This window comes from Gelidibacter maritimus, assembly GCF_014062315.1.
Classification (GTDB): Bacteria; Bacteroidota; Bacteroidia; order Flavobacteriales; family Flavobacteriaceae; genus Gelidibacter; species Gelidibacter maritimus.
On the sequence record NZ_JACGLT010000001.1, the window covers coordinates 136,480 to 150,883 of the forward strand.

General features: G+C 36.9%; 14 protein-coding genes. 12 read left to right on the forward strand and 2 right to left on the reverse strand.

Going from position 1 to position 14,404, the window contains the following annotated elements; genetic code table 11:
- Positions 1–15: 15 nt before the first annotated feature.
- The 12 genes from H3Z82_RS00615 to H3Z82_RS00670 all read left to right on the forward strand — a co-directional run bounded on the left by H3Z82_RS00615 (position 16) and on the right by H3Z82_RS00670 (position 12,624).
- On the forward strand, positions 16–1,275 hold the full coding sequence (locus H3Z82_RS00615) for an alginate export family protein (RefSeq protein WP_182201940.1): 1,260 nt from the start codon (positions 16–18) through the stop codon (positions 1,273–1,275).
- A 343-nt stretch (positions 1,276–1,618) separates the two neighbouring features.
- On the forward strand, positions 1,619–2,107 hold the full coding sequence (locus H3Z82_RS00620; protein WP_182201941.1) for a c-type cytochrome: 489 nt from the start codon (positions 1,619–1,621) through the stop codon (positions 2,105–2,107).
- Positions 2,108–2,174: 67 nt separating this feature from the next.
- On the forward strand, positions 2,175–2,744 hold the full coding sequence (locus H3Z82_RS00625; protein ID WP_182201942.1) for a fasciclin domain-containing protein: 570 nt from the start codon (positions 2,175–2,177) through the stop codon (positions 2,742–2,744).
- A 33-nt stretch (positions 2,745–2,777) separates the two neighbouring features.
- Positions 2,778–4,745 carry a Sec-dependent nitrous-oxide reductase gene (gene nosZ, locus H3Z82_RS00630; RefSeq protein WP_182201943.1) on the forward strand — a complete coding sequence of 656 codons (1,968 nt, stop codon included), beginning with the start codon at positions 2,778–2,780 and terminating at the stop codon, positions 4,743–4,745.
- A 141-nt stretch (positions 4,746–4,886) separates the two neighbouring features.
- A complete protein-coding gene (locus H3Z82_RS00635; protein ID WP_182201944.1) occupies positions 4,887–5,501 on the forward strand; it encodes a hypothetical protein in 615 nt (204 codons plus the stop codon).
- A gap of 108 nt (positions 5,502–5,609) precedes the next feature.
- Positions 5,610–6,050 carry a nitrous oxide reductase accessory protein NosL gene (locus H3Z82_RS00640; RefSeq protein WP_182201945.1) on the forward strand — a complete coding sequence of 147 codons (441 nt, stop codon included), beginning with the start codon at positions 5,610–5,612 and terminating at the stop codon, positions 6,048–6,050.
- A 121-nt stretch (positions 6,051–6,171) separates the two neighbouring features.
- Positions 6,172–7,425, forward strand: coding sequence for a nitrous oxide reductase family maturation protein NosD (locus H3Z82_RS00645; protein ID WP_235982196.1), 1,254 nt, complete (start codon positions 6,172–6,174; stop codon positions 7,423–7,425).
- On the forward strand, positions 7,412–8,119 hold the full coding sequence (locus H3Z82_RS00650) for an ABC transporter ATP-binding protein (RefSeq protein ID WP_182201946.1): 708 nt from the start codon (positions 7,412–7,414) through the stop codon (positions 8,117–8,119). Before H3Z82_RS00645 ends, H3Z82_RS00650 begins: the two co-directional genes overlap by 14 nt.
- Entirely contained in the window at positions 8,112–8,894 is a 783-nt protein-coding gene (locus tag H3Z82_RS00655; protein ID WP_182201947.1) for an ABC transporter permease, read from the forward strand. The genes H3Z82_RS00650 and H3Z82_RS00655 overlap by 8 nt, the downstream gene beginning before the upstream one ends.
- A gap of 64 nt (positions 8,895–8,958) precedes the next feature.
- A complete protein-coding gene (locus H3Z82_RS00660; protein WP_182201948.1) occupies positions 8,959–9,354 on the forward strand; it encodes a hypothetical protein in 396 nt (131 codons plus the stop codon).
- A 289-nt stretch (positions 9,355–9,643) separates the two neighbouring features.
- Positions 9,644–10,492 carry a hypothetical protein gene (locus tag H3Z82_RS00665; RefSeq protein ID WP_182201949.1) on the forward strand — a complete coding sequence of 283 codons (849 nt, stop codon included), beginning with the start codon at positions 9,644–9,646 and terminating at the stop codon, positions 10,490–10,492.
- Between the two features lie 134 nt (positions 10,493–10,626).
- Positions 10,627–12,624, forward strand: a complete 1,998-nt coding sequence (locus H3Z82_RS00670) for a TonB-copper family protein (protein ID WP_182201950.1) — start codon at positions 10,627–10,629, stop codon at positions 12,622–12,624.
- 1 nt (position 12,625) lies between these two features.
- Here the strand turns inward: H3Z82_RS00670 and H3Z82_RS00675 are convergent, their stop codons facing one another.
- Positions 12,626–13,087: a hemerythrin domain-containing protein gene (locus H3Z82_RS00675; protein WP_182201951.1), complete on the reverse strand. Its 462-nt coding sequence runs from the start codon at positions 13,085–13,087 to the stop codon at positions 12,626–12,628.
- Positions 13,059–14,285, reverse strand: a complete 1,227-nt coding sequence (locus H3Z82_RS00680) for a hypothetical protein (RefSeq protein WP_182201952.1) — start codon at positions 14,283–14,285, stop codon at positions 13,059–13,061. The genes H3Z82_RS00675 and H3Z82_RS00680 overlap by 29 nt, the downstream gene beginning before the upstream one ends.
- Positions 14,286–14,404 lie beyond the last annotated feature (119 nt).

Consider the following 14,404-nt stretch of genomic DNA (forward strand, 5'->3'; position numbering starts at 1 on the left):
TAATAAACAAAATTCATGAAAAAACTACTCCTTTTAATGTGCTTTGCCACATTGAGCCAGACATTTTTTGCCCAAGAATTTGGTATTGATCTTCAATTAAGACCACGTGCTGAATACAGGCATGGTTTCAAAACCTTAGTTCCTGATGCAGCTGATGCTGCTACGTTTATATCACAACGTTCGCGACTCAATTTTAACTATGCAAGTGACAATCTTAGTGCTTATGTTTCCTTGCAAAATGTTAGAACTTGGGGAGAGGTCAGCACCTTATCTGCCAGCGATGTGAACGGCACCGTCATCCATGAAGCATGGGCGTCATTCAAATTGGATTCGGAGTTCTCATTTAAAATGGGACGGCAAGAAATAATTTATGACGATTCAAGAATTTTCGGTAATGTGGATTGGGCACAGACGGGCAGAAGCCACGATGCTTTTATAGCAAGCTATCAGCCAAATTCTATAAACCGATTGGACGTGGGTCTTGCCTTAAATGAAGAGGATGAAACGCTGTTTAAAACCGATTATGACGTCAATAATTACAAAGCTTTTCAATATGTCTGGTACCATACCAGTTTTGATAAGGTAAACTTGAGCCTATTGGCACTCAATACAGGGTTTACATTCGATAAGAATGGTAAACAGGAAGTGGATTATAATCAAACGCTTGGTGCTTTTATCACCTTTGGAAAGAATCAATTGAAGGGGAATGCTTCGGCTTATTATCAAACCGGAAAAATTGCCGATAGGAATTTGAGTGCTTATAATTTAGCAGGTAACATACATTATCAAATCAATTCAGAATTTACTTTTGGCCTCGGCGCCGAATTGCTTTCTGGTACCGATATGGACGCAGGCTCCAATAAAATCAACTCCTTTAATCCTTTGTTCGGAACCAATCATAAATTTAATGGATGGATGGATTATTTCTACGTTGGAAATCATATCAACTCTGTCGGACTATTGGACATTAGTGTACCATTAAAATATCAAAAGGATAAAGTAACACTACAATTGGTGCCGCATCTATTTTCATCTGCTGCCAATGTATTTGATAGTTTTGGAAATGAAAAGGACAATTATTTGGGCACTGAAATAGATTTTTCATTTGGCTATAAAATCGCCTCAAATATTGATTTCCAATTGGGATATTCCCACATGTTTGCAACAGATACCATGGAAGTTTTAAAAGGTGGCAACAGAAACAATACCACTAATTGGGCTTGGGCCATGTTTGTATTCAAACCAAAATTATTCACACATACACCAAGCAACTAATTTCTATTTTTAGTTCAAATTCCAACAAGAGGAATTACGAACATAATTCGACAAATTATCCTTCAAGGTATGACCAATAAGGCTCTTGAAGGATTTTTTTTTCTTTCATATTCGCTTTATCATAGAGGTTTGTTGTAGAGGGTTTTACCATTTAAAATTTGATTAAATCACCTTAAATTCCAAATTTTAACCATAATGAGGATAAAATTGTCCGAAATATGATTATTGTCATGTTTTTCTTAAGATTATCGACTTAGATTTGATCAATAAATACAACTTAACGAGGACTAGATGCACATACAGATAGTTCTGAAAATGTTATCACAACTTAAATTTTATAAAAATGAAAAAAACACTAACAATTTTGACTGTATTGAGCGTAATGCTATTTATGGGATGTGGTGATGGAGAGAAAAAGAAAGATGATCCATACGGGAAACCAGCATCTACAGAGCAGGCCAAACCTGTATCCACTGTGCCTGCTTCTCAAAGAGTAGACTTGACCAATAAAGGTATCGGACCGATTAAAAACGTTGAGCTTGGCGAAACAATTGATATGGAAATGGCCGCTAAGGGAGAGGAAGTTTACAATATGAATTGTACTGCTTGTCATAAAGTAGATAAGAAATTTATCGGACCTGCTCCAAAGGGAATTTTGGAAAGAAGAACACCAGAATGGGTGATGAACATGATCTTGAATCCTGAGGAAATGACTAAAGATGATCCGCTTGCTCATGATCTTTTGCTAGAGTTTAACGGTTCGCCAATGGCAAACCAGCACATGACAGAAGAACAGGCGAGGCAGATGGTAGAATATTTTAGAACACTATAATATAGATTCCAACAACCAGTCGACTTTTGAAAATTTAAATCACTTCTTGGCTTAAAACTAATCACGTATGAAAACAACTCTTAAAATGCTCTTTATTTCGTTTGCATTACTTGCGTTTGCCGCTTGCAAAACTGAGACAGACACCGGATCGTCAGTAGAGCTTTCCACTCAACCCGATACCGAAATCAATAATCAGGGGCAAGCTTTTATAGAAGATGATGAATCGCAGCCAAATATTCTTCAAATAGCAATAGGATCTCCAGACCATACCACATTAGTGGCGGCTGTACAAGCAGCAGGTTTGGAAAACTCATTAGTTAATGCTGGACCTCTTATGGTTTTTGCACCGGTCAATGAGGCCTTTGAAGCGCTTCCTGCCGGAACTGTAGACGATCTTTTAAAGCCAGAGAATAAAGAAAAATTGGCCATGATCCTTAAGAATCATGTCACACCTGGTAACTATACTAAAGACTTTTTGAAAAAATTTAAAAAAGTGGGGCAGGCCAGTGGCGAAGATGCTGCTGTTGAAGTGCAAGGTGAGGATGTTTATGTGGGTGGTGCCAAAATATTGGCAAGTGTTCCAGCCGGAAATGGGATTGTTCACGTCGTGGATAAAGTAATATTACCAGTAAACTAACTATAAATCAATTTAATTTAAAATAATGCGACAATGAAAAAATCAATTAATATTTTATTTTCCTTGGTTATAGCTGCCGGATTGGTTAGCTGTAACAATGGAAACGACAGAAAGTCGAGCAAGGGTCAAGGTGGCCTGTCAACAAACGCAGCAGAACGTGTGTATGTTGCACCGGGGGAACTTGACGAATACTACGCTTTTATGTCTGGAGGCTTTAGTGGCCAACTTAGTGTCTATGGTCTGCCATCGGGGCGGATGTTGAAAGTACTTCCAGTATTTTCACAAAACCCCGAAAATGGCTATGGTTATACTGAAGAGACCAAACCGATGCTAAACACATCTTATGGGTTTGTGCCTTGGGACGATTCTCACCACCCTGACATTTCACAAACAAATGGAGAATTGGATGGCCGTTGGATTTTCATCAATGGTAACAACACACCTCGAATTGCCAGAATTGGTTTACAGAATTTTAAAACTGAGGAAATTATCGAAATTCCAAACAGTGCGGGTAACCACAGTTCATCGTTTATTACCGAAAACACCGAGTATGTTGTTGCCGGAACACGCTTTTCTGTGCCAATTCCACAGAAGGATATGCCGATAAATGAATACAAAGGGAATTTTAAAGGCTCTTTAACCTTTATCAGCGTTGATCAAGAAACGGGACGAATGGGAATTAAATTCCAATTGATCATGCCTGGATTTAACTATGACCTTTCTCACCCTGGACGCGATAAGAGTCACGGTTGGTTCTTCTTTACTACTTATAATACTGAGGAAGCTCACTCATTATTGGAAGTTAACGCTTCACAAAATGATAAAGATTTCATCGCTGCCATTAACTGGAAAAAAATTGAGGAATATGTTAACAATGGTGGCGGGAAAATGGTGCCTGCCAACTATGCACATAACGTGATGGATGAACATACACATTCTGCAACGTCTACCATGTTAAAAGAAGTATTGACCGTAAACCCAATGGATGTTCCGGGAGCAGTTTATTTCTTGCCTACTCCAAAATCGCCTCACGGTTGTGACGTAGACCCAACAGGAGAATATATTATTGGTAACGGAAAACTTTCTGCCGACCTAACGGTGCACAGTTTTACCAAAATGCTTGATGCTATTGAAAACAAGAAATTTGATGGTGAGGCTTATGGTATTCCAATCTTGAATTTTGAAGATATCCTTGCAGGTGTTGTTAAACAACCAGGTTTAGGACCATTGCATACAGAGTTTGATGAACACGGAAATGCATATACAACTTTCTTTATTTCTTCTGAAGTTGTAAAATGGAAAGTCGGAACTTGGGAAGTTTTAGACCGTCAGCCAGTGTTTTACTCTGTAGGTCACGGAATGATCCCTGGAGGGAATTCACGCAAACCATTTGGTAAATACTTTGTAGCCCTAAACAAGATTACAAAAGATAGATATCTGCCAACAGGACCAGAGTTGACTCAATCTGCACAATTGTTTGATATTACAGGTGATAAAATGGAGCTCTTGCTCGATTTTCCAACCATTGGAGAACCACACTATGCCGCTGCCATCCCTGCGGAGATGATTGCAAAAAACTCTAGAAAAATCTATAAGCTTGCAGAAAATAAACACCCATACGCCTCTTTTACTAATGCAGATGCAAAAGTTGTGCGCGAAGGCAAAGACGTACACATCTATATGAATATGATACGAAGCCATTTTAACCCAGATAACATTGAAGGGGTTAAGGTAGGTGACAAAGTGTACTTCCATATTACAAACCTTGAACAAGACTTTGACGTTCCTCACGGTTTTGCGGTAATTGGTGCTAATAATGCTGAAATGCTTATTATGCCAGGAGCTACTGAAACCTTAGTTTGGGAGCCAAAAGAAGTAGGTGTGTGGCCGTTCTATTGTACTGATTTCTGTTCTGCGCTTCATCAGGAAATGCAAGGCTATGTCCGTGTATCACCAGCAGATTCCGATATTGAGTTGTCTTGGTCTTTAGGTGAAGATTAATTATAAAGGACCAAAGTATAAGAATAAGGAAATTTTGTTTTAGTGTTTATTTCCTTATTCTGAGGCGAGAGTTGAATTATCGCTCTCGCCTTTCTTTTAAAAATGCTATTAACTGAATGGTTAATTTAATTTGAAATTATTATGAAAAAAGCTGGTATTATAATGATAATAGGATCGCTTTTGTTGTTAGGACTATTCAAGTTTCCCTTGTGGAATATCATGTTAGGAGCACCACAATATCCAGATCCACTTGGAATGAATATTTATATTCAAGGTATAGAAGGTAACGAAGAATTTGATATACAAAACATTGACGGTCTTAACCACTATATTGGGATGAAAACCATTCCTAAAGCTGAAGAGATGTGGGAATTTGACGTATTTCCTAAGGTAATTGGGTTTATGGTGGTGCTTGGCGTCATCATAGGCGTGCTTGGTTTTATTGGGAAAGTGAGCTATAAATGGTTCCTTGGGTGGTTTGTATTAATGTCAGTTTTGGGAGCATTGGGAATGTATGATTTCAATTTATGGTTAATAGATTATGGTACTGATTTAGATCCTAAAGCTATTATGGCATATACCCATCCAGATGGTACGCCCATGACCTATAAACCTCCACTGATTGGCTATCAAAAGATGCTTAACTTTGATGTGGACTCTTGGCCAGCAACTGGAGCTTATATGATATTTGTTGGCATGTTGCTTACTGTAGTAGCTTTCTTTGTTGGGAAAAAGGAGTCTAAACAAGTTGCTTAAATGGCATGAAGTGGACCTTTTACCAGGTATAATTTCAGACAGAAAATTTGAATGTAGATTTTTCAAACTAATAAAAATATTATTGCTCAATTTTAAAAATATGCACAAATGAAACAATTTTTGTTCCTAAGTATAGTCAGCTTAATATTAATGTCTTGTAACGTGAGTCCACAGCCTATAAATTACGGTTCAGATGCCTGTCATTTCTGTGATATGACCATTGTAGACAAGCAACATGCATCGCAATTGGTGACGACTAAAGGTAAAGTATATAAGTATGATGCCATTGAATGTATGGTACATTCCGTACAAGATGAGTTTAAGGATACTGAAATGGCCTATTACTTAGTAGCAGACCTAAATGCGCCGGGGGAGCTTATTGATGCTACAAAAGCGACTTATTTGGTCAGTGAACGCTTGCAAAGTCCCATGGGAGAGAATCTATCCGCATTTATAAATGAAGAAGCGGGGAAGAAAGCCCAAGAAAAATTTACAGGAGACCTCTATTCCTGGAAAGAAATTCAGGACCATTTGAAAATCATAAGATAAAACTAATTTCAACAGGTTTTGAGTTAATAAACAGATCAGGAATTTGCTGCTGAAACCTTATTAATTTCAAATAAATTTCTCCAATGAGAATAACTTTATATTGCTTAACATTTACTTCATTTTGAAATACAGATACTACATAATCTTCTTTTTTGCGGCATTGTTTTCCATTACCAACTTATGGGCAGAAACTATAACGGTTTGCGCCACTTGTTCGGTCAAAACAATTCATGAAGCAATTCAACAGGCGTCGGAGGGTGATACTATCCTGGTGAAAAAAGGTGTTTATAAGGAGGCTAACTTAAAAATAGAGAAGGGCATTACACTGATTGGTGAGGGGCTTCCAACGATAGATGGCCAAGAAAAAGGAGAAATTATAACCATAGGTGCAAATAATGTCACTCTGGATGGTTTTAAAATTATAAACGTAGGTGTCAGCTATACCACCGATTATGCCGCTGTAAGGGTGGTTAGGAGTGAAGGATTTACGATTCAGAATTTGGTGTTGGAAAAATTATTTTTTGGCATATATCTTCAGAAATCCAATAATGGAAAAGTGTTGAATAATACGGTTAAAGGAGAGGCTGTGACCGAATTTAATTCTGGAAATGCCATTCATTTATGGTATTGTAGCAATGTGGAAGTCCGTGGCAATGATGTCCGAAATGTTAGAGATGGGATTTATCTTGAATTCTCTGATCAAATAACCATTATAGACAACTTTAGCAAGAACAACGTACGCTATGGGCTGCATTTTATGTTCAGTAATAACAACAGTGTCATTAATAATAGGTTTGAAACCAATGGTGCCGGAATAGCCCTAATGTTTTCCAAATTGATGGAAGTAGAAAATAATATCATTACCAAAAATTGGGGAACTGCTTCTTACGGGTTACTGTTGAAAGAAGTAAACGATGTCAACCTCAAGAATAATATTTTTAAGGAAAACACGGTTGGCATCACGGTAGAAGGGAGTAACCGTTTGGTATATGCCAACAACGATTTTATAAGTAATGGTTACGCCTTAAGAGTAAAAGGTGCATGTTATGACAATCAAATTGTTAAGAACAATTTTCTTTATAATTCATTTGATATTTCCTATAACGGAAGAATTCATGACAATATATTTGATAACAATTTCTGGAGTAATTATACAGGCTATGATTTGGATAAGGATGGGATTGGCGATGTCCCGTACCGACCGGTAAAATTGTTTTCATATATAGTGAATAGAACCCCAGAAGCCATAATCCTTTTGCGAAGTCTGTTTATTGATTTGATAGATTTCTCAGAAAAGGTATCCCCAGTGTTTACCCCAGACGATTTGATGGATGAAAATCCGAGAATGAAACGCATAGACCATGATAAAAATTAAGGATTTATATAAGAGATTTGGTAAAAATGAGGTTTTAAGTGGCCTTAATTTAGACATTGGAGAGGGTGGTATATTTGCCATTTTAGGTCCAAACGGATCAGGCAAAACAACGCTTATTAAATGTCTATTGGGCATGGTAATTCCAAATAATGGTGCTATTTCTGTATTAGGTGAGAATATTAAAAGAGGCTCTGATTACAGGCATAAAATCGATTATTTACCTCAAATCGCAAATTTCCCCAACAATCTAAGAGTAAAGGAATTAATTACCATGATCAAAGATCTGCGTGGCAAGACCAACTTAGATCAAGAACTCATCAGCCTATTTAAATTGGAACCATTTTTAGATAAGAAACTGGGAAACCTCTCCGGAGGTACCAAACAAAAAGTAAATCTCGTATTGACCTTTATGTTTGACAGCCCTTTGGTCATATTGGACGAGCCAACTTCTGGATTGGATCCCATATCATTATTAAGATTAAAAAAATTGATCCAAGCAGAAAAGGCTAAGGGTAAGACCATTTTGATCACCTCGCACATCATGAGTTTTGTAGAAGAGATTTCAGATGAAATCGTATTCCTTTTGGAGGGTAAAATTTATTTTAAAGGTAGTATTACTGAGCTTAAGGATAAAACCAATCAACCGGATTTCGAACATGCCATCGCATCCATATTAACTGAAAACCATGCTTAAAATATTGAAATATAGTTTTTACGATTTAATGCGCAGCCGTTGGAGTTACGTCTATTTTGCATTTTACTTATTACTTGGTGTGGTACTTTTGTTTTTAAACAACGACTTATCCAAAGCAGTCATTACCTTAATGAATGTCATTATTGTTTTGGTACCGTTAATTGGAACCATTTTCGGGGTCATGTATTATTACAATTCCAAAGAGTTTACAGAACTGCTATTAGCACAACCTTTAAAACGCTCTTCAATTTTCTTGGGCCAATATTTGGGCGTTGCCATTTCGTTGTCCATGAGCTTGATTTTAGGGCTGGGCATTCCATTTATTTTTTACGGCTTGTTCATGTCCAACGCTATATGGGATTTTTCATTATTACTTATTACAGGAACGTTCCTTACCCTCATATTTACAGCCTTGGCTTTTAATATTGCCTTATCCAATGAAAATAGAATTAAAGGTTTTGGCTATGCCATTTTACTGTGGTTGTTTTTGGCCATTATCTATGACGGCATCTTTCTAATGTCACTGATTATATTTGAGGATTATCCTTTAGACAAACTCTCTTTGATTGGGACAATGTTAAACCCTATCGATTTATCGCGTACCTTAATCTTGCTTAAGTTGGATATATCTGCACTGTTAGGATATACCGGTGCGGTATTCAAACAGTTCTTCGGCACCAATTTCGGATTGATTATTTCTTTTTCCGCATTGACCCTATGGGTGGTTTTGCCGGTATTGAGAATTGCCATGAAAGCTAAGAAAAAGGACTTCTAATAATTAGGATTGGATAGTGATAAATATCATAGGGAATTCAAAATATCTTGGTTAAATTTGGACAATGATTGCGACTATTGCACATAAAATCACGGCCTATATTCTGGTGTTTATATTATTTGCACATAATATCAATACACTCATGATAATAGGTGATTTTTTGGTAAATCAAGCAGTCATAGCAAAAAACCTATGTATTCAAAAAGACGATCAGCAGGGCTGTAATGGTAAGTGTCAATTGACAAAACAGATTGTTGAAAGTACCCCAGATTCCAATACCGATATACCAGTGCAAGAAACCAGACGCATGTCATTGGATGCGTTTTGTTTATTTCAAATAAATGTGACAGAAGCTCAGTCTGAGAATTCTATTGTGTCAGGGCGTTCATTTTTTGGATACACACCCGCCATTCTTCTTCAATATCTGGATATTGATACACCTCCACCCAATTTTATTTAACTTTTAGGTATAATAACCTTTTTTTTACCTTTTCTGGCTTGCTTTTGACAAGCGAGCAGGAGTCTTCAAAACTATTTCAAACTTTATCCTTACTGTCTGATGAGTATGGTAAAACGTTAATATACCCTTGTAAACAAAGAATGTTATGTGTTTTTTTAATTAACATCTTTGATTTGTAACCTGTTTCTACGGGAACTGATTGGGCAATATTAATAGAACCACCTTGTGATTACAAGTTGCTTGCAATCAAGTCTTTATCGAGCACTAACGGAACTTAATATTCAAAAAAATGAAACTAAAATATATCATCCCTATTCTTTTTGTCACCTTAATTACAATGTCATGTTCTACTGATGACGATAATTCAGACCTCATCATCAACGAGGTTGAAAATCTTAAAAAAATAAAGGAATTGACCAATGCTACACATACTATAGAATTGTTCAATGCTACTGGTAAATTTGAAACTGGATATAATGCCATAACCATCAGAATCAAGGACAATGCCACCGATAATTATGTTGAAAACGCCTCTTTATCTTGGATGCCTGTAATGCAAATGCCTACAATGAAACACTCAGCTCCAAAATCTGATATTTCTAAATCGTTGGGTACGAAAACACTTTATGAGGGGTATATTATTTACCAAATGGCAAATCTTGACGGATCAGGATGGTCATTAGCAATTGATTATGCCATAGATGGCATTAATTATTCAATTACTTCAGATATAACCGTGTTGCAAAGCGAGTACCAAAACGTGACCAGTTTTATGGGTGCCGATGATAAACGCTATATCATTGCTATGATAGAGCCAAGATCCCCAAAAATAGCGATTAACAAGTTGCAATTGGCTTTGTTTGAGATGGAAACCATGATGTCATTTCCTGTTGTTGCAGATTATAAAATAACCTTGGATCCGCGTATGCCAGGCATGGGCAATCACAGTTCGCCCAACAATACCGACTTGACCTATAATTTGGCAACCAAATTATATGAGGGAAATTTATCCTTAACCATGACCGGCTATTGGGTGCTTAATCTCAAGTTATTAAACGATTCTGATGAGGTTTTGAAAGGTGAAAACGTCACCGAAGAACATCCGAAAAGTTCTCTGTATCTGGAACTTGAATTTTAAATCGTCCTAATTTAATAAATTCTACAAAGCTATCTATTCACTTCTTCTTTCAGATTGAGAATGGTTATAAATTCAATGTGGTTTCGGCTGCGCTCAACCTGAAAGAAAGGATAGTTTTTATAAACTCTACTATTATGAAAAAACTCATAGCAGTTGTCATTGGCGTGTTCTGTGGCGGATTGATGTTCGCTCAGGAACCGCACGACACTAAAAAAGATACCACCAAATTAGATGAAATCACCTTGGTTGGTAGACGTAAATTAAGCCATCATCGTCAAGAAAAAACCTTATCGAGTATTGATGATTATTTAGAAAAATCAAATAAAATTACCATGATCAAGCGCGGCAATTACGCTTGGGAACCTGCTATGAACAATATGAATAGCGAGCGGTTAAATGTCACGATTGATGGCATGCAAATTTTTGGGGCGTGTACCGATAAAATGGACCCCATAACGTCTTACGTTGACGTTTCCAATTTGCAGAAAGTAAGTATTGGCTCAGGCCAATCAGGATCTGAAAACGGGCATACTATTGGTGGCGGAATCGATTTGAAATTACCAAATTCTAAATTTCACGAGTCAGGTTTAAAATCAAGTGTTGATTTAGGTTACGAAACCAATGGCAGTTATAGAACGGGTGGTGTAGATCTTGAATATTCCGGTAAGAAGTTCTACCTAAACGCTGATGGCATCTATCGTAGGTCAGACAATTACGATGCAGGCAATAGTGAGGAAGTTTTGTATTCGCAATTTCAAAAATATAATGTGTCGCTGCAAAGTGGCTTTCAATTAAATGAGAATCACACATTAGAGACCGCTATTATTTATGACAAAGCCACGGATGTTGGTTATCCTGCATTGACTATGGACGTTTCGCTTGCCGAGGCACTGATTACTTCGGTCACGCATAAGTTCGAAAATGATTCTACCTTTATTCAGTCTTTGGAGTCTAAACTGTATTATAACACCATCACGCATATTATGGACGATTCCAAACGTCCTGTTGTGCCTATTCGAATGGATATGCCGGGATGGAGTGATACTTATGGCTTTTATAGTAAAGCCAAGACAAATATAGATAAACATGCCCTTGAGGTCAACCTTAATGGGTTCTATAACCGCTCCTTGGCAGAAATGACTATGTATCCCAATGACCCTAACCAATCGGCAATGTTTATGTACACATGGCCAGATATTAGAACCTTATATTCAGGCATTTACGTTAAGGATACGTATGCAATAAATGATCATAATTCGCTATCAGCCGCCTTAAGAATCGGATTTCATCAAAATGAAATTGCCAAAAAAACTGGCTTGGAAAGTCTTCAGATATTTTATCCAGAAATTGAGGCTACCAAAAATAGAGTGCTCACCAGTTTTTCCACGAATTACCAAGTTAAAAGAAAGCATTATGATATGTCTTTTGGTGCTGGTTATGGTGAAAGAGCGCCATCAGTAAGTGAAGGCTACGGATTTTTCCTATTCAATAGTTTTGATAATTATGATTATATAGGCAATCCGACCTTAAAAAATGAAAAGTCGATTGAAGCCAATTTTTCGACGAATTACCATGAGAATAATTTTCATTTAGGATTGGACGCTTCTTATTTTTATGTCATGGATTATATCATTGGCCGTATTGATGGAAGCTTGAGTCCAATGACCATTGGAGCTGATGGGGTCAGAATATACGACGCACTTTCAAATGCTAAAATATTTAATGTGTACTTGAATTCATCTTACAAGTTTTCAAATTCATTTTCAGTAAACGGAACCGTGGGTTACAATTATGGAAGTGGTAGTAATGGTGAGAACTTACCTTTGATAAAACCTTTCTCATATTTGGCGGAAGTAAACTACTCCATTCCAAAATTTAACGCTGCCCTACAATTGGAAGGTAATGGAAACCAAACCCGATATAGCAGTTTTTATGGCGAAGATGAAACACCAGCGTACGCTATTTTAAACTTAAATTTAGGTCATGAATTTAATCTTAATGACAATAAGATGGTCTTGAAATACGGTATCGAAAATATTATGGATACTAATTATTCAACTTATGCCGACTGGAACAGTATTCCACGACAAGGCCGAAACTTTTATATAAATTTATCTTATATCATCTATTAGCTTAAATCCAAAATTCATCCGACACATTATCCACAAAGCCTTCATCATGATGCACTTCTGCAATGAGGGCTAACTGGGCTTCAGTAGCGGTTTTTTGTATCTCAGGGAAAAGAATGCGTTCTTCAAAGCGGATGTGCTGTTCAAGTTCTTCTTCAATTTTGTGTAAGGATTTTTCAATATCCTTTTCGTCGTTGAAAAGACGTTTTAGTCGCCGGTGCTCAGCTAAGGCCCGTTTGATCAACTCATGGTCAGCGTCTAAAAGCGGAAAGATATGAGCTTCTTCAAGCTCAAAATGTGGAATTAATTCATTCTCGAAAAACCAATCGGCGTAGGTTTTAATACGCTCTATTTCGATGTTCTTACTGAATCCAGTTCTAATCTTCCATGACAGCAATAATCCATGATGGTGTTCTCTACTAAAAGGTTGAAGTGCTTTATGTCGTTTTAATGGTTTTGGTTTCATTTTTTAAAATATTTAAGGTGAAAATTAAAATGCCCAAAGGCAAGAATATACTGCTCACAAAAAGCAGTAAATAATAATTAGGAATCATCCCAAGGGCAAAATAGTAAAAAAGACCCTGAATAAGTAATAAAACCTCTGTAGTGATGAATCCGATGATAAAACAATAGACCCCAAAAGTCAGGGTCTTCCGTTTAATCGAAACTATTGAAGAATTCAAAAGGAATGCAAACAAAAATCCGGAAATGACCCCTAACATCATCAAATGGATAAAACCAATGACGAAATTATGATATTGATAGGCCATTTTAGAAATTGTAGGAACGATGGAGCTTGTTTGCAAAGCAATTTTAATAATAAATGAGATGAGTGCCAGAACATACATCCATTTGGCCAATTTCGGGGTTTTGGTCCAGAATTCTGACCAGTATGGACGAAGTAATAAGATAAAATAATACCCGGTTACTAACTGTAATAAGACCCCAAGACCATTAATCCATAAGAGCAGGGGGTGGAAGGCATACCAACTTACGGGTAAAGCAAATGTCAAAACAGTAGCGGCAACCAATGTTTTAAAAAAACGCTGAAAGACTTTGCTGTTTTTCAGATGAAATTGATGTAGAAAAAGCGCTAAAACAGCAAACATGAACCAACCATTGAATTGAAAGTGCAAGAAAAACTGAATGGCTATTTGAAAAAATGCCGATTCAATCCCCAGTTTTGCAGCAGCTGGTCCTAAGCACCAAATACCCATGGTGGAAATAAACATAAATATTAATGAGCCTTTCAGTAGTAACTGTATGGGTTTTGACTGTATTTTATGGTTTTTCCAGATCAATCGGATAAATAAATAGCTACAGATAATATGCAAGGTTGAAAAACTAATGGAAATTGCAGCGTAGCCTTGAAACGGGAAACTGACCATCATACCAATCACGGCAATCTCGGTGAGCCAAAATAAGCGATTATAAACCGGCTTTTTATCTGGAATAAAATGATGGACTATCAGCACGTATAACATGAGATAGACCCAACCCAACATAGCGCCATGCGAATGAGCGTGCATGAGGCTCCTAAATTCAAAAGGTAGCGGTTTTACGATGTCATGAAGTGGAAGTACAAAAACATACCGTAACATCAATCCCATTATGGCAGCTACCAAGAAGTTGATGAGACATACAATAACAAGTTTTTTTTGCATTTAAGAGGTTTTCATTATTGAATAAATGAATCCACTATAATAGGATTTTTTGTGACCAATAAAGAATTTGCAAAGTAGAATTCTTTGGTTATTTCTCAAAATGTTTTGTAAATAAAGGA